This window comes from Sphingobacterium daejeonense (assembly GCF_901472535.1).
GTDB classification, from domain to species: Bacteria; Bacteroidota; Bacteroidia; order Sphingobacteriales; family Sphingobacteriaceae; genus Sphingobacterium; species Sphingobacterium daejeonense.
This window is the reverse complement of sequence record NZ_LR590470.1, coordinates 4,121,841-4,140,436: the sequence shown is the minus strand read 5'-3', so window position 1 is coordinate 4,140,436 and position 18,596 is coordinate 4,121,841. Positions and strand designations below refer to the sequence as shown.

Genomic DNA, 18,596 nt, shown 5'->3' with positions numbered 1-18,596 from the left:
ATTTGGGTTTTTTAGAAATTATCCTTGTCCTTTGTATTCATGATGATGGTTACTGGTCCATCATTTAGTAACTCAATTTTCATGTCTCCTCCGAAAACTCCCATTTGAACATTTTTATTTAACAATTCTGATAATACCTTTCCTATTTCTTCATACATTGGTTTAGCTATATCTGGTTTGCCAGCACGAATAAAGGAAGGTCTGTTTCCTTTTTTTGTTTGGGCAAAAAGTGTGAATTGGGAGATCAATAAAATGTTGCCATTGATATCCCGGATAGATTTATTAATTAGGCCATTCTCATCAGAAAATATTCGCAGGTTCACCAGTTTCTGAGCTAACCATTGTAGGTCTTCTTTTCCATCTTCTTCTTCTACTCCTAGAAATATAAGTAAGCCTTGGTCTATTTTTCCGGTGATTTGTCCATTTACGGTACATGAGGCATAGGTTACACGTTGGATTACTGCTCGCATGGTTTAAAAATATTAAGTTAAAATGGATTTGACAAGATTTAATTTGAGGAGACTTCAAGCTTGGCAAATAGAGGTTACCGGGAACAGCAAGTTCGGCAACCTCTTTATAGTTTATTTTTAAAATCTGATATTCAATCCTAACATGGCATTGGTTTCTGCCTGTGGATAGTAGAAATTAAAGTAGTCTCTTTGTCCTACGGATTGCATAATCATGCTGTATGTGTAGCCAGAGGTAGCATATTTCTCATTGAAGATATTGTTGACCATTAAGTTGAGGTCTATTTTTTCTATTCCAAAAGCTGAGAAAGTATATACCGCTTGAAAATTATTGACGAAGGATGGAGCGATACTTCTGTTCTTGTCAGAAGTATTATCCAAATATATTCTAGATATATATTTGCTCAAGAAACTAAAGCTCAAAGCTTCTATAGGTTTATATGTAATATTATTTGAAAGGACTACTGCTGGCGATTTTGCTATATCAGTAGACTTATGGGTAATGAGTTCATTTTTTACGACATTAAAATCTGCATCATAAACAGGTATGTGTTCTACAAAATCCTTGATTTTATTTTGGCTCAATGCTGCGGTAGCTGCCAATAAGAGTTTTGGATGTACCCTCCAGCTACCATCTAATTCAAATCCTAGTCTATAGCTTTTGTCCACATTGATGCGCACCGCTGATCCAACATCATTCAATGCGCCGGTAGGGATCAATTGGTCTTTATAAAGCATGGCATAAGCGTTTGCACCAAGATTGATATTTTCATTTCTAAATCTATACCCAGCTTCTATATCTTGCATTTTTTCGGTTTTCGGGAATGCACCGATTGGATTCTCTACATAATCATTTCTTGTTGGTTCTTTGCTCGCAAAAGCATAGGATGCATACATGTTTGAATTGTCATTTAAGAAATATGTAATACCCGCTTTTGGATTTATGAAATTATGGTGGTCATCAAATTTAAAGTCTTTGATTTTGTCATCATCACCCTTACCGTTGTAAACTATATTACGATATTGGAGGTCTAAATTTAAAAGCACATTTTCCAGTCTGTAATCAGCCTTGGCAAAGAAGTTAAAATCATTTTTATTTGCTTGGCTGAAATAATACTTTTCTCCTAATTGATCATCAGGAATCAAGTTAGCCCAAATCACTTCGCCATAGTGGTCGCCTTTATATTGGTTGTATGCTCCTCCAAGGGTGAAATTTAGATTGTTTGAAGGTTTATATATCAAGGAATAAGTCAAGCCATAAAAATGGTTGTCCAACCACCTCCTACGGATTAGATCGGTATTTTTGATAATCTCACCGTTTTGAAGTAAAGTATCGATTCCGTAATGAGTTAAACCATCCATGGGCCTAAATTCTTCATAATAACCAGCTCCACGTGTATAATGTAGGGCTGTATTGAAGGTCATCTTTTCAGATGGTCGATAAGAGTAATTTAGATGCGCATGAGTTTGGTTATAATTATCTGTTTGATTGTCATAAGTATAATAGTTGTACTTGCGATCTCCATTCAAGAACCTCTCTCTTTCAGCGTCGAATAGCCATAAATTATCTGCATATTCCTCAATTCTATCTTTATTTCCGGTGAAAAGAGGTTCTGCCAATCCATACCAAGCTTGGTAAGTTTTTTCTTTCCCTGAGAATACCGTTGCTTTTAAGGTGTGCTTATCGGTGTATATTCCTCCATCTACATAGAATGATTTAAGATTTGATGATGCTCTATCTACATATCCGTCAGAGCTTATTCTTGATAAGCGTGCATTGAAGGCATATTTGTTAGCGATCAATCCTGAACCAGCTTTTAATGTATTTTTCCATGAATTATAAGATCCAAATGCGTTATTGAATTCCAGATATGGTTTTTCTTCCAATCTATCTGTTTGGAAATTGAGTGATGCTCCGAATGCTGCGGGGCCATTAGTTGAAGTTCCTATTCCGCGTTGGATCTGTATACTTTCTGTATTAGAAGCAAAATCTGGAAGATTTACAAAGAACGATCCCATACTCTCGGGGTTATTTAGAGGGACTCCATTTAATGTGACATTAATTCTTTCATTGTCTGATCCTCGGATTGTCATATTGGTATATCCGATACCTGCACCAGCATCAGAACCAATGACCACTCCTGGTGTTTGGTCCAATAAATACGGTATATCCTGTCCCAGATTTTTTTTCTGGATTTCCTCTTTATTTAGTGTTTTAAATGTTGTTGCTGAGTTTTCTTTTGCACGTGTTGCAGAGACATAAACCTCCTCAAAATTAAAATCCTCATCTTTTAATTGTATGGAAAAATTAGCTACAGCAGCGGGATTGATTCTTGAAACTTCCGATTTATAACCGATAAAAGAAATTTTTAAGTTATAGAATTGGTCTTTCAGGTTGCTGAATTGGACGATTCCTTGATTGTTTGAAGATTTGGTTTTTCCGTCAATAGTTACGGTTGCACCTATTGCTGGGGCTCCAGAACTATCTAAAACCCTTACAGTGAAGATTTGTTGTGCATAGCTCATGAGCGTTAGCAAACATAAGGCTATAGTAGCCCAAACCTTGGTGAACATAATAAATTTTTTGTTTTAATGAGTTAAACTTTCTTGCTGCAAGGGGTTACAACAAGTTTTATTTAACCGCCCTTTCCCTACGCTGGCATTATCCAGATCAGGTTTGTGTTTCTTGTATGTTGTTGAAACACAGGGTATAATCTCAGCCTGTCTTTGTGTTATTAAACAAGGCACCCCTAATAGATAGGGCAAATCTAGGCTTTTGGTTGAAAAAAACAAAATTTTAATAATATTGTAACAAATTCGTAATTATTTTTTTATTAGTTAAACTGATTATAATTTTTTGTAAATTGCCTGCAATGCCCTCGATGGGTTAAATTCGCTAACTTTTAGAAAAACGGAACTTATATTTTTATGAACTATTACGCTGCTGATGTTGTGTTTCCCGTTGCCGGTCTTGCTATAAAAAAGGGGGTCGTTGCGATGGACGAAGATGGAGTTGTTAAGGGTGTTTTCAATCCAGGTGAGATAGATGAGACTCTGATAGAACAATTTAAAGGGGCGTTAATCCCAGGTTTTATTAATGCACATTGCCATTTGGAACTCTCGCATATGCTTGGTGTAGTTCCAAGAAGGACAGGTCTTCCAATCTTTCTTTCTACAGTAATCAATGAACGGGGAAATCATGAGATGAAATTAGAAGAGGCAATCGAAGCAGCTGACAAATTAATGTACGAGAATGGCATCCAAGCCGTAGGTGACCATGTGAATTCTGCAGTTACAGCAAAAATCAAAGAGACTAGCCCTATAAAATATCATACCTTTGTAGAGGTCATGGCTACTACCAAGGAGGATGTAGTTACAAGAATCGACATTGCTAAGGAAATTGAATTCCACTTTGACTATAAACATTCTTCGATTACCCCACATGCACCATATTCATGTTCCAAATTTTTGTTTAAAACTCTGAAAAGAGCAATCAGTGAGGATAATATTATCAGTATCCATAATCAAGAAAGTGATGAGGAGAACAAGCTTTTTAGATATAAAGAGGGGGAGTTCTTGGACTTTTTTGAAAAGATGGATGTGGTTATGGAGGATTTCAGGGCGCAAGCAAGAAATTCCATTCAATCTTACCTGCCTTATTATACCTGCCAAGAATAAATTGATATTAGTCCATAATACCTATACGTCCATTAAGGATCTGGATTTTGTGGGATAGGATGGGCAGATCTGTTTATTTCTGTTTGTGTCCCAAAGCTAATCTTTACATTGAAGATAGAATCCCAAAAATTAATAATTTCATCCTGGGAGGTCAGGATATCGTTATTGGCACAGATAGTTTGGCGTCAAATGATACGTTGGATATTTTAGAGGAATTGAAAGTTATTCACCAAGAATATCCAGAATTGGATTTTAATGAAACTATCAAATGGGCTACTTTAAATGGGGCTAAAGCTTTGAATTTAGATAGCGAATTAGGTTCATTGGAAGTTGGGAAAAGACCAGGTTTATTGTTGCTGGAAGGTATGGATACCTTCAAGCTCAATCCAAAAGTTAAGGTAAGAAGAATTAGATAGTTTCTAATTCTATTTCTTCTTATACCTTTGTATTCATGAAACATTGGAATATTAAGGTTACCGGAAAGGTTCAAGGTGTTTTTTTTCGAGCATCTACGAAGGCTGTTGCTGATCAGTTGGGCGTAAAAGGTTATGTAAAGAACCTATCCGATGGTTCAGTTTATATCGAAGCAGAAGGCGATAAATTTGCCCTTGAATCTTTGTTGGAATTTTGTGGGGAAGGTCCAGAAAAAGCTGAGGTAGACCAGATGAATTATGAAGAATCCGCAGATCTTAAGGGATTTCGGAATTTTGAGGTTTTCAAGAAAAATAAATAAACGTGTCGGTAATTAAGAAATTTGTCAGCGATACGATGATTTTATGGTCTTTCGACCATCATTTTCAAGAATGCTGGGGTTTGTGATGACTCCCTTCTTTACTGCTAAATTCTCTACATCTATTTACGGTATTTTCACCAATCTATTTGCGTTAGCTTCCATGCTGAATGCTGTCTTAGCTTTTGGAATGGAGACTACCTTTTTCCGTTATCTTCAAAAAATAGAAGGAGATAAGAAGAAAGTTTTTGATAATAGTTTTTTCATCACGCTTACCACGACGGTAATTATTTCTGTTGACCGTTATTTACGCTTTTACCTCCTATAGCGAATTGGTTGAGTCAAGGAGAAAATACTTCGGACTATATGGTGTATGTCAAGTTATTTGCATTGATAATAGCGGTTGATGCGGTTGCTGTAGTTCCTTTTGCTAAATTACGTGCAGAAGGTCGTCCTATCCGCTATGGAATTGTAAAGCTCATCAATATTCTTGTATTTATTTTCATCAATCTATTTTTATTGGCATGGTTACCAAAGCTCAACATTTCTTCAGAGTTTTTCAGGGAATTCAGTGCTAGTTGGTTTCGTGAAGGGTGGTTAGGGAATGTGTTTATAGCTAACTTTATTGCTAGTGCGGTTACTCTACTTCTCCTCATTCCACAAATATTGACCTTTAGATTCAGGATTGATTCGAAATTGATTCGCGATATGCTAGCTTATTCCTTTCCCATTTTAATAGCGAACATTTCTTTTATAGTAAACGAGAATCTAGATAAAATTATGTTTCCTAGACTCTTGCCTGGGGAACAGGGAGATGCTGATTTAGGAGTTTATGGTGCCGTTGCAAAAATCGCTGTATTTCTAAATCTATTTGTTACTGCATTTCGATTGGGGGCAGAGCCATTTTTCTTTTCATATTCCAAGAATGAGAATGCGAAGAAAACTTATGCGATGATTATGGAGTATTTTCGTAATCGCCATGATTCATTGTAATGGTTGGTTTATGTGCTAATTTAGATTGGTTGAAGAATTTTATTAGGGGCGGAGAATTGGATAGGGATGCCTATTGGTCAGGATTATTTATCGTTCCAATATTATTGTTCAATTATGTGTTATTAGGTATATATATGAATTTGTCGGTATGGTATAAATTATCAGATCAGACAAAGTATGGCCTTTATATCTCTGTTATAGGCGCTGTAATTACGATTGCTTTAAACGTTTTACTTATTCCAAAGTATTCTTACGTAGGTGCAGCAATCTCAACGACTTGTACATATTTGGTTATGGTCTCTTTGTCGTACTTCTGGGGTCAACAAAACTATTCAATTCCTTATAAGACAAATAAGATAATATTGTATTTAATAGCGGGATTTTTGGTGTCCTGGGCAGCCTATTACAGTAATTTCTGGATAGGGAACTTAATCTTGATTCTGTTCTTGGCTGTAGTGGCTTATGTAGAAAAAAACAATATTCTTAAAATTCTGAAGAGTGATTAAGGAAAAAAAAAGAAGTCGCTTATTAAGCGACTTCTTCTGCAAAATTAAATCTTATTTCTTCTAGGACCTCTTGGATTTCATTTACGTCCTGAAGGCTAACTAGTTTCATTCTATATTCTTTGAAATTTGGAATTCCTTTGAAATAATTGGCGTAATGCCTACGCATTTCAAAAATTCCGGTTTTATCCCCTTTCCATTCGATTGATTTGACCAAGTGGGTATTGCAGACATCAACACGTTCTGATACTTTTGGGCCATCTAAACGTTCGCCGGTATTAAAGAAGTGTTTTATTTCTCTGAATATCCAAGGGTAACCAATTGATGCTCTTCCAATCATAATTCCGTCAACTTCATATTCTTGTCGCCAAGCAGCAGCTTTTTCCACTGAATCAACATCACCATTTCCGAAGATTGGGATTTTTTATCCTTGGGTTTCTCTTTACATCTTTGATCATCGACCAGTCAGCCTGTCCTTTGTACATTTGTGCCCTTGTACGGCCATGAATTGCCAAAGCTTTAATACCTATGTCCTGAAGTCTTTCTGCCACTTCATATACATTTTTGGTATTGTCGTCCCAACCAAGTCTAGTTTTTACAGTAACGGGAAGGTGGGTAGCATCAACAACAGCTTTGGTCATTGCAACCATTTTGTCGATATCTTGCAGTAAGCTAGCACCTGCACCTCGGCAAGCCACATTTTTTACAGGGCAGCCATAATTAATGTCGATAAGATTTGGCTGCGCAGCTGTGCAAATTTCTGCAGATTGGCGCATATGTTCAATATCAGAACCGAAAATTTGAATGCCAATAGGTCGCTCATATTCGAAAATGTCAAGTTTTTGGCGCGATTTAGCGGCATCACGGATTAACCCCTCTGAAGAAATAAACTCAGTATACATCATATCCACTTCATTCTGCTTACAAACAAAACGGAAAGGCGGATCGCTGACATCCTCCATCGGAGCCAATAACAACGGGAACTCACCTAAATCAATATTCTCACCAATCTTTACTGACATTTTTGATTTTTTTTTACAAAAGTACGAAATAGACAAGACAATAGATAATAGACATAAGACATTAGACCTTTGGTAGTCTACATTTTGACTAATATCTGTTTTTTTTTTAAATCTGTTGGATGATGTGGCGGGTGAAGACACCCGCCACGGCTTTTTGGTGAAGACACCCGCCACGGCTTTTTGGTGAAAACACCCGCCACGGCTTTTTGGTGAAGACACCCGCCACGGCTTTTTGGTGAAGACACTCACCCACGGCTTGTTAGCGACACTCACCACGGCTTGTTAGTGATACCCGCCACGGCTTGTTAGTGACACTCGCCACGGCTTATTAGAGTCGGACACTAGCACGCTATACAGTATCTAATGTCTACTGTCTACTGTCTACTGTCTGAATTTTAAATCTTTTCAACGAATTCCTTAATTGCTTCTGCTGGATTTTCTGTTTTCATAAAATTCTCTCCGATTAGGAATGCATTGAATCCTGCCTTCTTAAGGTTTTTGATCGTATCAGGGTCAGAGATTCCGCTTTCGGATACTTTGACGAAAGTACTAGGTATCTTGTTTACCAAATCATAAGAATGGTCTAAGGAGACGATAAAATCTTTAAGATTTCTATTGTTGACTCCGATTGCATCGATGCTATTGAAGATGCTGCGGTTCAACTCTTCTTCATTGTGAACTTCGAGCAAGACATTCAAACCTAGAGTTTTCGCATATTTTTGATAGAGTCTCAATTTCTTTAGAATCTAAACATGCAGCAATCAATAGGATTATATCTGCCCCCATATGCTTTTGCTTCAGCTATTTGGTATTCATCTACAATAAATTCTTTTCTCAATAATGGAATTTGTAGTACTTCCCGCGCAGCTGTTAGGTCATCAAGGGAACCTTGGAAGAAATCTTTGTCTGTAAGTACCGATATTGCCGATGCTCCAGCATCCTGATAACCTTTTTACTACTTCTTGGACCGTGGAAGTACCGTTTATAAGCCCTTTTTGAAGGTGAAGCTCGTTTATATTCGGCTATTATACCTGTTTTATCTGGATTTAAAACACTTTCTTTCAGATTGTAACAGGTTCTTGAAAATAGAGGCATTTTTTGTAGTTCTTCCAGGCTCACCTTTGCTTTGGCTTCAGTTACCTCTTCTTTTTTCCTGACTACAATTTTATCTAGTATGGTCATGTTACTTCTTTTATAAACAATTAATTCGATCCGTTGATCCAGTTTGCTATTAAGGTTTTTCCGTTGTCAGTTAAGATCGACTCTGGATGGAATTGCATTCCTTTAACATCATATTTTGTATGGGTAAGAGCCATGATTACGCCATTTGGATCAACTGCGGTTACTTTCAGGTCTTCTGTAAGTGTTGAAGGGTCTACAGCCCAAGAATGGTATCTTCCGATTTTGGAGTCTGTAGGGAATTCATGGAATAATTGTTCTGTAGGGTCGGTAACCTGTATACTTGTTGCTACCCCATGCAGAGGTTTGGGCATATTGTAAAGTTTTGCGCCGAAAACTTCAGCAATTGCTTGTTGTCCCAAGCAGATGCCCAAAATACTTTTTGTCGGAGCATATCTCTTAATAACATCCATTAACAATCCAGCCTCTTCAGGTATTCCTGGTCCAGGTGATAATAATATCTTGTCGTATTTTTCAACGTCATCAAGGTTAAACTTGTCATTTCTGACAACTACATAATCTTCCTTCAACTCTTGAAGAAGGTGAACCAAATTGTAGGTAAATGAATCGTAATTGTCGATTACTAATATTGGCTTGCTCATTTTATATTGTTTCCGCTAATTCTAAAGCTCTGCGAAGAGCTGAAATTTTGTTATTAACCTCTTGTAGTTCTTTTTCGGGATCAGAATCCAAAACTATTCCTGCTCCTGCTTGATAATGTAAGAAGTTTTGTTTGCTCAGGAATGATCTAATCATGATGGCATGATTGAAGTCTCCATTGAAGCCCATAAATCCAATTGCGCCCGAATAAAAAGATCTTTGTAATCCTTCGTATCTGTCGATCAATGTGATGGCCATATGTTTTGGTGCGCCAGAAAGTGTCCCAGCGGGGAATGTGTCGCCAACTACATCATACGGATTGGTATTTGGGTTTAGGATGCCACTTACCTTAGAAACCAAATGGATCACATGTGAATAATACTGTGCTTCTTTATAGGATTTGACTTGAACGTTATGACAGTGTCGACTTAGGTCATTTCTTGCCAAATCTACCAGCATGACATGTTCTGCACTTTCCTTAGGGTCATTTTTGAGTTCTTCGGCTATTTTTTCATCTTGCTCCATATTTCCTGTTCTTTTAAAAGTTCCTGCTATAGGATATATGGTGGCGATATCATTTTTGATAGTCAATTGAGCTTCCGGTGATGACCCGAAAAGTTTGAAATCGCCATAATCAAAATAAAACAAATATGGGGATGGGTTGATAGACCTTAAAGCTCTGTAAACATTGAACTCATCGCCAGAAAATGGAGTTTCAAAAGCTCTTGAGGGAACAATTTGGAAGACATCGCCACGTTGGATGTGTTCTTTCATTTTGTTGACTAGTGCTTTGAACTCTTCATCGTTCATATTGGAAGTTTCTTCACCTTTTAAATTGAATGTATATTCAGGGAAGTTTTTGTTCTGTATCAAGAACTGAAGTCTATCAAGGTCGCTTTCTTCGTTTTCCAAAAGGTTTTCAAAGACATGAAGTTGATTCCTGAAGTGGTCGATAGCGATTACATATTTATAGATATGGTATTGCAGGGTAGGGATTTTTCTTCTATTATTATCTTTTGCCGTTAATTCGATGTCTTCAAAATATTCCACGGCTTCAAAAGTGAAGTAGCCGAATAATCCATTTGTAATAACATTTACATCTGGAATAGGGTCGGAATGGAAGGATTTTCTGAAATTTGAGACTTCCTCTCTCAGATTTATTTCATTTGATTTTTTTGTAATCTTTTGTTGATTAGGCAGGCTTATGCTCAGTTCGTCATTTTCTAGGATAATGCCTGCGACAGGGTTACAGCAGATATAGCTTATATTATTGTCCCTGCTATGATATTCAGAGCTTTCTAGCAATAAGCTGTTTGGGAATGTATCACGCAGTCGTAGGTAGATGCTTACCGGAGTGGTAGTATCTGCTAAGATCTTTTTGTGGTTCGTCCTGAATTTATAGTTCATATGATTAATATAATAGTTTGCAAAAATAAAAAAAGCCCGACGATTTTCGTCGGGCTACCATTCAGTGGTTTTGGTTGATTATGAAAAATTTTATCTAAAATATACCACCCTCCCGACTTATTTAGTCAGAAGCCACCAACGGTTAGTATATTGAGTAACAGTCATCATTGCATGACAAAATTAATAGAAAAATTGAATATTCAAACTTTATTTGTTAAAAAAGCAAGGATTTGGCTGGATTTTTAGTCGTTTAGCAAATCTGGTCTTCTTTCTTTTGTCCTAATGAGTTGTTGCTCATGGCGCCAAGCTGTTATTTTAGCCTCATGGCCGGATAACAAAATATCCGGTACTTTGTGCCCATTCCAGTCAACAGGTCGGGTGTAAATCGGGGCATCTAAAAGGCCGTCTTGAAATGAATCAGATAGGGCCGATGTTTCATCCGAAAGTACTCCCGGAATAATTCGAACTATAGAGTCCACCAAAATGGCTGCTGGTAATTCGCCTCCAGATAAAACATAGTCACCAATAGATATTTCTCTAGTAACGTAAATGTCTCTGATTCTTTGGTCTATTCCTTTATAATGGCCGCACAGTATGATTATATTTTTTGCAGAGCTTAATCCATTGGCAATTTCTTGATTCAATGTTTCACCATCTGGTGTCATATATATGATTTCATCGTATTCTCTTTCAGATTTGAGTTTATCGATGCATGCTGCGAAAGGGGCAATTTGCATGACCATTCCAGAACCGCCACCATAAGGATAGTCATCTACTGATTTTTGCTTGTTGGCAGCATAGTCTCTCAGATTATGAACATAGATTGAGCAAAGTCCTTTATTCTGTGCACGTTGTAGGATAGAATGTGCAAAAGGACTGTCCAATAATTGTGGCAAAACTGTTATAATATCAAATCGCATATACAAATGTACGTGATTATTAAATAAAATAGGCTTAAAAATGCATGTTTGAAAGGTGGTTTAGTATTGATTAATAAAACGCTATTAAGGTAAAATTTTGGACTTTACATAATCTTTGAATTAATTAATAGTGTTTATTTTGATTTTATTTAATATTTAATATGTAATAAAAATAAATAATAAAGAAATGACACTATGTTAACATAATATTTACATTAATGGTTTGGAAATAAAATAAATAGTTGAATAATAATATGTGTTTAATGCGATAATTTAAAAAATAAAATGACGAATTTTTGTATCAAGTTAGTTCTAATAATAGATTTGAAATCGGTTTAACATTTATTAACAATTAGCCAGAATAGAACCAAAAATTTATTAACTAAAAACAACAAACATGAAACAAAGATTACTCAGTGTTTTTCTGCTGTGTACTATGCTTATTGGCGTAGCCTATGCGCAAAATCGGCAAGTAAGGGGAAAGGTGACTTCTGCAGTTGACGGAAGCCCAATCGCTGGTGTTTCGGTCCTGGTGCAAGGAACGAACACAGGTTCTCAAACGGATAGTGATGGTAACTATACCGTTCAAGTAGGCAATAATGCAACCTTAATTTTCAGGTATATTGGGTTCGCCTCCCAAACTGTTGCTGTCGGTTCTCAGTCCGTTATCAACATTGCATTAACAAGTTCGGAAAATACATTGGACGAAGTAGTTGTAACAGGTGCGGGCTTGACAGCCTCAAGACGTTCAGTGGGTGCCGCGCAAACCACCATTAAGGCTGATGACCTTCAAAAAGCAAAGCCAACCAATGTAGTTACAGGTCTTACAGGTAAAGTGGCTGGTCTTACTGTACAAGGAGTTGGTTCAGGTGTTAATCCAAATTATCGCGTAGTTTTACGTGGTATGCGTTCATTAACGGGAAATAACCAAGCTTTGATCGTTATTGATAATGTTATTTCTCCATCATCAATGCTTGGTAATTTAAATCCTGATGATATTGAAGATGTTACCATTTTAAATGGTGCATCTGCAGCAGCTCTATATGGTTCGCAAGCATCAAATGGTGCCTTGATTTTCAAAACCAAAAAAGGGGCTTCGGTTCAAGGTATGGAAGTAACAGTTGAAAATACTAGTATTTTCGAAAATGTGGTTTTCTTGCCTCAGGTCCAAAAGTTATTCGGATCAGGTACTAATCCTTTCTTTGTTGAATTTGTTCCTTATGAAAATCAACAATATGGTCCTGCATTTGATGGGTCGATGGTTCTAGTAGGTGACCCGTTACAAGATGGAACCACACAAAATTATCCTTATGCTTGGTCAGGAGATAAAGATAGATTCTGGGAAACAGGTTATAGCAATATGTCGAATGTTTCAATTGGCTCAAGACAAGAGAATAGCTCATTCCGATTTTCTGGACAATATTTAAAATCAACTGGCACGGTTCCTTTTGACAAATACAACCGTGCTTCAGCACGTTTAAGTGGTACTAGAAAATTGAATAATATGCTAGATGTTACTTACACAGCATATTATGCGCAAAAATAGATCAAATATTACTGGAAATAATGCTGGTATTTATGATGCTGTACTTCAATCACCAGGTCATATTCCATTGACTAGTTACAAAGATTGGAAAACCGACCCATTTGCTAATCCAAATGGATATTACAACGCATATTATAACAACCCATATTTTTTGGCTGAGAATAATCGATTAAATACTCGTAATGATTATTTAATGGGTAATTTTCAAGTTGATTTCAAACCCGTTAACATGGTTAGATTTTATGGGCCGTGTAGGTATGACTACTCAAAATCAATCATTTAAAAATACTGTAGGAAAATTTGATTTCACTAGTTATGCAGCTAATCTTCATGGAGCTTATAAAGCAACAAATTTAACGGGATCAGTAAATGATGGATTTAATTATACAACTAACATTGTATCAGACTTCAATGCTCATGCTACACACACTGAAGGTGATTTCAAATTTGATTTTACGACATTATTCCAATATGTTCAAAATCAAAATTCAGGCTTAGGTGCTGGGGTGAACGGATTGGTTATCCCTGAATTGTATAATCTAGGTAATAGTTTAAATACTCCTACAGCATCTCAAGCTGATTATAAAGCTAGGACATTTGGATTGGCTGGTAAACTTGACATTGCATACAGAAACTATTTATTTTTAAGCTTAACAGGTCGTAATGATTGGGTTTCAATTCTCGATCCTGATAATAGATCTTTCTTCTATCCAGGCGCTACTCTATCATTTGTTGCATCTGATGCGATCGAAGCTCTTCAGGATTTTAAGGCATTGAATTTTTTAAAATTAAGAGCGAGCTGGTCTAAAGTTGGTCAAGTAAACGTAGGGAATTTTTCGAATTTTGGAGCGTACAGTACAGTTCCTACTTTTTCTCAAGGTGCAGGATATCCTTTTAATGGAATGGGTGGATTTACTTTAGGAGATCGAGTTATTCAAGCTGGATTAAGGCCTGAAATGACAAGGTCAGTAGAAATTGGGTTTGAATCAGCTTGGTGGAATAATCGTGTGAGCGCAGATTTAACATATTTCGATAACAGAACTACAGACAATACTGTACCTACTAGTATCGCTTGGTCTTCAGGGTATAGTTCAATATTTATTGAATGCAGGTACCACAACTGGTAAAGGGTATTGAATCAAGATTATCAATAACTCCAATAAGAACCACAGATTGGGAGTTGACATTAGCAGGAAACTTCACTTATATTGATAATAGAGTAGAAGAAATTGCTGAAGGACTTGACGAATTATCTTTAGCTACTTATGGAGGTACTACTGGCTCATATGCTGTAAAGGGTGAGAAATTCCCAGTGATTAAAGGAATTGGTTATCTTAGAGATCCTGAAGGCAGAATTATTGTAGACAGGATTACTGGATATCCTAAAAATACTGAAGGATTAATCAATTTAGGGGCAGCAATGCCAACGCACACTATGGGGTTGAATCTGACTTTATCTTATAAGGATTTAACATTCTATACGAGTGCTGAATATCGTACAGGCAATTATATTTTTAATAATGGAGCTGGCTCATTTGATTTCTCTGGGTCAGGAATTAATACAGTAGCGTATAACAGAGAGCGCTTTGTTATACCTAATTCATCTTATTGGGATGAAGCTACACAATCATACATAGCTAATACTAATATTACTACCTATGATGGAGGATCTGATTATTGGACTATGGGGCCTGGTAGAGGTGATGTTGACCAAACATATATTACATCCGCAGCATTTTGGAAACTTAGAGAGATGTCATTGTCATATAATTTGCCAAAATCCTTATTAGCCAGCCAAAGAGTAATTAAAAATGCTAGAATCAGTGCTCAGGGCAGGAACCTATTCTTATGGACACCTTCTACTAACGTGTATACAGATCCAGAATATTCAGATGGAAATGGATCAAGTAATGGTAATGCAGTGGGGTTAACTGGTTTGGGGCAAACCCCTCCATCAAGATATCTTGGCTTCTCTGTAATGTTAACTTTTTAATAGAATAGATATGTTATTTAAAAATAAAATAAAATCTTTGTCATTAGGATTAGGTTTGGCTCTGACATTCACTTCTTGTGAAAAGGCGCTAAATATTAATGACAATCCAAATCAAGCCGTCAATTCTACACCTGAATTAGTATTGCCACAGGCGTTAGTGCAAACAGCTAGAAATGTTGTTCCTTATAATACAGCTGGTATGAGGCTTATGTATATTGCAAATGGCGGTGGAGTAAGTGGATGGGGGGGAGGATTCCTAGATTATAACTGGCCATCAGGACATGAGGCTGCTCGTTGGTCAGATGCATATAATAACCTAACTGATTATCAGTATGTAATTAATAATTCAGTAGAAGGAAATGAAATTTTCATTCAGGCAGCAGAAGTAATGAAAGCCTATAATTATATGGGGTTGGTTGATACGTATAATGATGTTCCTTATACTGAAGCATTGCAAGGAAATGCAAACATTCACCCAAAGTATGATAAAGGACAAGATATTTATGCAGATTTAGCTAAAAAACTTGATGTTGCGACTGCTTTTTTCAAGGGGTTATCTTCAAGTGATGTTCCGAGTTCATTTAAGAATGCTGATGTTTTGTTTGGCGGGAATAATACAAACTGGGCAAAACTTTCAAATACTTTGAAGTTGAAGCTGGTTGTAAAAGGAAAAGGAAAAGTTACATTTGCAAGTGAAGCTATTGACGGTATAGGTATTTTGACTACAGATGCTATTGTAAATCCAAAATTTGCTAAGATTGATGGAAAACAAAATCCAATGTGGCAATTATGGGGTTATTCAGCATCTGGTGCAGGTCCAGGAGGTTGGGGAACTCAATTTCTGCCAACGCCTTTTGTAATGGCATTTTATGATGGTTCTAAGATTAATGATGAAACTCGTGCAAACTTAATTTACGCAGATGGAATAGGCTCTCCAAAAAATCAATTAGGGGATCTTTCTGTGACTGCCATAGGTATACCACCTTCAACTTGGGTACTTCATCCAGAATCAGGAAATATTAGCGCTTCTAATTATGTTGGTTATGGAGTTGTTAAAGGGCCTGCTGCAGGTCAGCCAATATTATTGGCTGCAGAATCTAATTTTTTGGCTTCGGAAGCAGTTGTTAGAGGTATAATGTCTGGCGATGCCAAAGCATATTTCGAAAGTGGTATTGCGGCAGCCTATTTATATTTAAATAAAGGGGAATCGGACGCAGTTACTAACGGTGCAAATGCTGTCACTTATTTAGCAAATTATAAAGCAGATAATGCTAGTTCAGCTTTAGTTAATTTCGACTTGAATACCACTAATGAGAAAAAAATAGAAGCGATTATCACACAAAAATATATCGCATTTAATCTTTTATTTTCTCATGAGGCGTGGAATGAATATCGAAGAACAAATTATCCTTCTATCATAAATCCTGCTACAAATGCACCTTATACTAATAGCAGGGCGAATGCTAAATTTACATTTGTATCTACAGAGTCATCAGCATCTGCTAGGGATAAATTACCAACTAGAGTCCCGTATCCAAATACTGAACTAGCTTATAATGGTGCAAATGTTCCTGCCGTTGATAAATTCACGTCAAAGATTTTTTGGGCAAAATAAATTAGATTAACATGAAAAGATTTTTTAAATATATATTAATTGCGGTAATGGTTCCTATCTTATTTACATCATGTCTAAAAGACGATGAATTGATTGGCCCAGACGCAGATGGAGCAGTTGAAAATATAATAGAGTTTGGAAATATTGCCGCTCCATCATCTGATAAGTTTAGTGAAGTACCTATGTTTGTTACATCTGTAGAAATGGTACCTTCTTTTGAATTGAATGTTCCAATTAAGATAGTTGGAGTATACAATCCTAAATCAGACGTTAAAGTTGTAGTAGAAGTAGATAATTCATTAATTACCAAATATAATTCTACTGAAGAAACAAGCTTTGTCCCTTTAGATCCATCTAAATATACTGTTTCTACTTATGAAGTGACAATTCCAAAAGGAGATCGTTCTGCGAATTTCAATGTGAAATTGTTAGGTGATAAGTTTGACTTTGAGAAAGACTATGCTCTTGCTTTCAGAATTAAGTCAGTTAGTGAAGGTACAATTTCAGGTAATTTTGGTCATGTAGTAATTGCAACTGTTCCTAAAAATAATTATGATGGTATTTATTCATCTGAGGATGGATTCATCCAACGTTATTCTGCACCAGGTACTCCGACAACGGGAGATAATTTGAATGGTACGTTGAAAGGTAATAGAGATGTAACTTTGTCGTCTGTAAATGGAAGCACAGTCAGCTTAACTGGATTGAACTGGGGAAATAACGCTGGAGGAGTTGGAGGTGTTGACTATATCCAGTTAATGGTTGATCCTGCTACCAATTTAGTTACAGTTTCTTCAACGAGTAACGGAACGTTAAAAAACACTCCTGGAAAAGTAAATAAATATGATCCTGCGACCAAAACATTTACTTTGAACTTTGATTGGAACCCTGCTACAACCCCGCGTGTTGTTACCAATATGGTTATTAAATACAAAGGGCCTAGATAGACTAGATTTTATTATTTTAGAAATAAAGGAGGCAAATTTGCCTCCTTTTTTAATAATTCTAAATATTGAAAATTATAATTGCTGATTAATTTTTAGTATATTTAAGTGAACTAATTAATTGAACTATGAAATTTCTGACTATTCTATTTTTAATTCCATTCTTGGCTTTTAGCCAATCAAGTAATCCAATTCCTCCAAGTGGTTTTGGAAAAATTTGTGGATTTTTTGGATGTTAATTTTCCAAATAAGCGGACAGAATCTGAGAAGAATTTAGCTGGTGAAATTTTACTTGAATTAAGAATCTCTGAAAACGGGAAGGTTGATTCAGTTGATATAATTAAAAATGTTGGAAAAAATGGAGCTATGGATCTCATTAAGATTATAAATCTAGCTGGAGATTGGACGCCAGGTAAGGAAAATGGTAAGGTGGTTTCCAAATGGGTAAAATTACCTTATTTGGTTAGGTCTGCTATTGACAGTAATTCTATTATTTCAGCGAAACCAGTCTTAAGCGATGCAGAATTTGATCAAGAGTTCTACAATAATTTTAAGTATCCTGAGAAAGCATTGGCAGCCGGTATTAAAGGGACTTATGTTATATCATTTGATATAAAAGAAAATGGGAGTCCAACCAATTTTAAATTATTGGATGATCCAGGGTATGAAATAGCCGATGCAGCTATAAGAGCTTTAAGAAGAGCAGGGAAATGGATTCCTGCAAAAGATGCAGATGGAAATTATATCAATGCTAAAACAACCTATCAATTCAAATTAGATATTAAAGAATTTAGAAGAGGTGTGAGATAAGAGATTAAAATGAATTTTAGATTATCCGGGCAATTATTTGGCCGGATTTTTTTATTTAATAAGAAAGTTTAAAAACATCTTCAGTTTCTTTTAGAGAAAGTTGCCCAGGTAGTAGTCCTAAACATATATTTTAGCGTTATAACATGTAGTTTTATTGAAGTTCAATATCAATGCTTATTCCTGTAATGT

Annotated in this window: 21 protein-coding genes and 1 pseudogene; 13 read left to right on the top strand and 9 right to left on the bottom strand. The window is 36.2% G+C overall.

Annotated elements, in window-relative coordinates; genetic code table 11:
- Positions 1 to 11: 11 nt before the first annotated feature.
- The gene (dtd, locus tag FGL31_RS19795; RefSeq protein ID WP_138093932.1) at positions 12 to 470 is read right to left on the bottom strand and encodes a D-aminoacyl-tRNA deacylase; all 459 of its coding nucleotides are present in this window, start codon (positions 468 to 470) and stop codon (positions 12 to 14) included.
- Between the two features lie 117 nt (positions 471 to 587).
- Positions 588 to 3,041: a TonB-dependent receptor gene (locus FGL31_RS19790; protein WP_138093930.1), complete on the bottom strand. Its 2,454-nt coding sequence runs from the start codon at positions 3,039 to 3,041 to the stop codon at positions 588 to 590.
- A 354-nt stretch (positions 3,042 to 3,395) separates the two neighbouring features.
- Here FGL31_RS19790 and FGL31_RS26825 point away from each other — a divergent pair, with 354 nt between their 5' ends.
- From FGL31_RS26825 to FGL31_RS26805, 6 genes are read left to right on the top strand one after another with little or no spacing between them, the layout of a single operon-like run.
- Positions 3,396 to 4,145 (top strand): amidohydrolase family protein, encoded by a 750-nt coding sequence (locus FGL31_RS26825; RefSeq protein WP_232047005.1) that lies wholly within the window; start codon positions 3,396 to 3,398, stop codon positions 4,143 to 4,145.
- Positions 4,146 to 4,204: 59 nt separating this feature from the next.
- On the top strand, positions 4,205 to 4,561 hold the full coding sequence (locus FGL31_RS26820) for an amidohydrolase family protein (protein ID WP_232047004.1): 357 nt from the start codon (positions 4,205 to 4,207) through the stop codon (positions 4,559 to 4,561).
- A 35-nt stretch (positions 4,562 to 4,596) separates the two neighbouring features.
- The gene (locus FGL31_RS19780; protein WP_138093928.1) at positions 4,597 to 4,878 is read left to right on the top strand and encodes an acylphosphatase; all 282 of its coding nucleotides are present in this window, start codon (positions 4,597 to 4,599) and stop codon (positions 4,876 to 4,878) included.
- Between the two features lie 43 nt (positions 4,879 to 4,921).
- Positions 4,922 to 5,203 carry a polysaccharide biosynthesis protein gene (locus FGL31_RS26815; RefSeq protein ID WP_232047003.1) on the top strand — a complete coding sequence of 94 codons (282 nt, stop codon included), beginning with the start codon at positions 4,922 to 4,924 and terminating at the stop codon, positions 5,201 to 5,203.
- A gap of 8 nt (positions 5,204 to 5,211) precedes the next feature.
- Complete coding sequence (locus FGL31_RS26810) at positions 5,212 to 5,868, top strand: lipopolysaccharide biosynthesis protein (protein ID WP_232047002.1); 657 nt, start codon at positions 5,212 to 5,214, stop codon at positions 5,866 to 5,868.
- A 29-nt stretch (positions 5,869 to 5,897) separates the two neighbouring features.
- Positions 5,898 to 6,374 (top strand): lipopolysaccharide biosynthesis protein, encoded by a 477-nt coding sequence (locus FGL31_RS26805; protein WP_232047001.1) that lies wholly within the window; start codon positions 5,898 to 5,900, stop codon positions 6,372 to 6,374.
- Positions 6,375 to 6,396: 22 nt separating this feature from the next.
- Here FGL31_RS26805 and dusB read toward each other — a convergent pair.
- The 7 genes and pseudogenes from dusB to trmD all read right to left on the bottom strand — a co-directional run bounded on the left by dusB (position 6,397) and on the right by trmD (position 11,499).
- Positions 6,397 to 7,393, bottom strand: a pseudogene (gene dusB, locus FGL31_RS19770) (tRNA dihydrouridine synthase DusB).
- Between the two features lie 395 nt (positions 7,394 to 7,788).
- Positions 7,789 to 8,127: a beta/alpha barrel domain-containing protein gene (locus tag FGL31_RS29345; RefSeq protein WP_317131091.1), complete on the bottom strand. Its 339-nt coding sequence runs from the start codon at positions 8,125 to 8,127 to the stop codon at positions 7,789 to 7,791.
- 5 nt (positions 8,128 to 8,132) lie between these two features.
- On the bottom strand, positions 8,133 to 8,315 hold the full coding sequence (locus FGL31_RS29340; RefSeq protein ID WP_317131154.1) for a hypothetical protein: 183 nt from the start codon (positions 8,313 to 8,315) through the stop codon (positions 8,133 to 8,135).
- Positions 8,264 to 8,575: a beta/alpha barrel domain-containing protein gene (locus FGL31_RS29335; protein WP_317131090.1), complete on the bottom strand. Its 312-nt coding sequence runs from the start codon at positions 8,573 to 8,575 to the stop codon at positions 8,264 to 8,266. Before FGL31_RS29335 ends, FGL31_RS29340 begins: the two co-directional genes overlap by 52 nt.
- Positions 8,576 to 8,595: 20 nt before the next feature.
- Positions 8,596 to 9,174 carry an anthranilate synthase component II gene (locus tag FGL31_RS19760; RefSeq protein WP_138093926.1) on the bottom strand — a complete coding sequence of 193 codons (579 nt, stop codon included), beginning with the start codon at positions 9,172 to 9,174 and terminating at the stop codon, positions 8,596 to 8,598.
- A gap of 1 nt (position 9,175) precedes the next feature.
- Complete coding sequence (locus FGL31_RS19755) at positions 9,176 to 10,579, bottom strand: anthranilate synthase component I family protein (protein WP_138093925.1); 1,404 nt, start codon at positions 10,577 to 10,579, stop codon at positions 9,176 to 9,178.
- 242 nt (positions 10,580 to 10,821) lie between these two features.
- Positions 10,822 to 11,499 (bottom strand): tRNA (guanosine(37)-N1)-methyltransferase TrmD, encoded by a 678-nt coding sequence (gene trmD / locus FGL31_RS19750; RefSeq protein ID WP_138093923.1) that lies wholly within the window; start codon positions 11,497 to 11,499, stop codon positions 10,822 to 10,824.
- Positions 11,500 to 11,896: 397 nt separating this feature from the next.
- Between trmD and FGL31_RS19745 the strand changes: the two genes are divergently transcribed.
- The 7 genes from FGL31_RS19745 to FGL31_RS19715 all read left to right on the top strand — a co-directional run bounded on the left by FGL31_RS19745 (position 11,897) and on the right by FGL31_RS19715 (position 18,407).
- On the top strand, positions 11,897 to 13,045 hold the full coding sequence (locus tag FGL31_RS19745; RefSeq protein ID WP_138093921.1) for a carboxypeptidase-like regulatory domain-containing protein: 1,149 nt from the start codon (positions 11,897 to 11,899) through the stop codon (positions 13,043 to 13,045).
- Positions 13,032 to 13,328 (top strand): hypothetical protein, encoded by a 297-nt coding sequence (locus FGL31_RS19740; protein WP_171017733.1) that lies wholly within the window; start codon positions 13,032 to 13,034, stop codon positions 13,326 to 13,328. The genes FGL31_RS19745 and FGL31_RS19740 overlap by 14 nt, the downstream gene beginning before the upstream one ends.
- Positions 13,288 to 14,172, top strand: coding sequence for a SusC/RagA family TonB-linked outer membrane protein (locus tag FGL31_RS19735; RefSeq protein ID WP_171017732.1), 885 nt, complete (start codon positions 13,288 to 13,290; stop codon positions 14,170 to 14,172). The genes FGL31_RS19740 and FGL31_RS19735 overlap by 41 nt, the downstream gene beginning before the upstream one ends.
- A complete protein-coding gene (locus tag FGL31_RS19730) occupies positions 14,151 to 15,038 on the top strand; it encodes a hypothetical protein (protein ID WP_138093915.1) in 888 nt (295 codons plus the stop codon). Before FGL31_RS19735 ends, FGL31_RS19730 begins: the two co-directional genes overlap by 22 nt.
- A 10-nt stretch (positions 15,039 to 15,048) precedes the next feature.
- Positions 15,049 to 16,653: a SusD/RagB family nutrient-binding outer membrane lipoprotein gene (locus FGL31_RS19725; RefSeq protein WP_138093913.1), complete on the top strand. Its 1,605-nt coding sequence runs from the start codon at positions 15,049 to 15,051 to the stop codon at positions 16,651 to 16,653.
- Positions 16,654 to 16,664: 11 nt separating this feature from the next.
- The gene (locus FGL31_RS19720; protein WP_138093911.1) at positions 16,665 to 17,600 is read left to right on the top strand and encodes a DUF1735 domain-containing protein; all 936 of its coding nucleotides are present in this window, start codon (positions 16,665 to 16,667) and stop codon (positions 17,598 to 17,600) included.
- A gap of 204 nt (positions 17,601 to 17,804) precedes the next feature.
- Positions 17,805 to 18,407, top strand: a complete 603-nt coding sequence (locus tag FGL31_RS19715) for an energy transducer TonB (RefSeq protein ID WP_138093909.1) — start codon at positions 17,805 to 17,807, stop codon at positions 18,405 to 18,407.
- The last annotated feature ends 189 nt before the right edge of the window (positions 18,408 to 18,596 follow it).

What these genes read in the sequence shown, in the direction of transcription:
- dtd (WP_138093932.1), bottom strand. Translation starts at nt 470, where the DNA reads ATGCGAGCAGTAATCCAACGTGTAACCTATGCCTCATGTACCGTAAAT.
- FGL31_RS19790 (WP_138093930.1), bottom strand. Translation starts at nt 3,041, where the DNA reads ATGTTCACCAAGGTTTGGGCTACTATAGCCTTATGTTTGCTAACGCTC.
- FGL31_RS26825 (WP_232047005.1), top strand. Translation starts at nt 3,396, where the DNA reads ATGAACTATTACGCTGCTGATGTTGTGTTTCCCGTTGCCGGTCTTGCT.
- FGL31_RS26820 (WP_232047004.1), top strand. Translation starts at nt 4,205, where the DNA reads ATGGGCAGATCTGTTTATTTCTGTTTGTGTCCCAAAGCTAATCTTTAC.
- FGL31_RS19780 (WP_138093928.1), top strand. Translation starts at nt 4,597, where the DNA reads ATGAAACATTGGAATATTAAGGTTACCGGAAAGGTTCAAGGTGTTTTT.
- FGL31_RS26815 (WP_232047003.1), top strand. Translation starts at nt 4,922, where the DNA reads ATGGTCTTTCGACCATCATTTTCAAGAATGCTGGGGTTTGTGATGACT.
- FGL31_RS29335 (WP_317131090.1), bottom strand. Translation starts at nt 8,575, where the DNA reads ATGACCATACTAGATAAAATTGTAGTCAGGAAAAAAGAAGAGGTAACT.
- FGL31_RS19760 (WP_138093926.1), bottom strand. Translation starts at nt 9,174, where the DNA reads ATGAGCAAGCCAATATTAGTAATCGACAATTACGATTCATTTACCTAC.
- FGL31_RS19755 (WP_138093925.1), bottom strand. Translation starts at nt 10,579, where the DNA reads ATGAACTATAAATTCAGGACGAACCACAAAAAGATCTTAGCAGATACT.
- trmD (WP_138093923.1), bottom strand. Translation starts at nt 11,499, where the DNA reads ATGCGATTTGATATTATAACAGTTTTGCCACAATTATTGGACAGTCCT.
- FGL31_RS19745 (WP_138093921.1), top strand. Translation starts at nt 11,897, where the DNA reads ATGAAACAAAGATTACTCAGTGTTTTTCTGCTGTGTACTATGCTTATT.
- FGL31_RS19740 (WP_171017733.1), top strand. Translation starts at nt 13,032, where the DNA reads ATGCGCAAAAATAGATCAAATATTACTGGAAATAATGCTGGTATTTAT.
- FGL31_RS19735 (WP_171017732.1), top strand. Translation starts at nt 13,288, where the DNA reads ATGGGCCGTGTAGGTATGACTACTCAAAATCAATCATTTAAAAATACT.
- FGL31_RS19730 (WP_138093915.1), top strand. Translation starts at nt 14,151, where the DNA reads ATGCAGGTACCACAACTGGTAAAGGGTATTGAATCAAGATTATCAATA.
- FGL31_RS19725 (WP_138093913.1), top strand. Translation starts at nt 15,049, where the DNA reads ATGTTATTTAAAAATAAAATAAAATCTTTGTCATTAGGATTAGGTTTG.
- FGL31_RS19720 (WP_138093911.1), top strand. Translation starts at nt 16,665, where the DNA reads ATGAAAAGATTTTTTAAATATATATTAATTGCGGTAATGGTTCCTATC.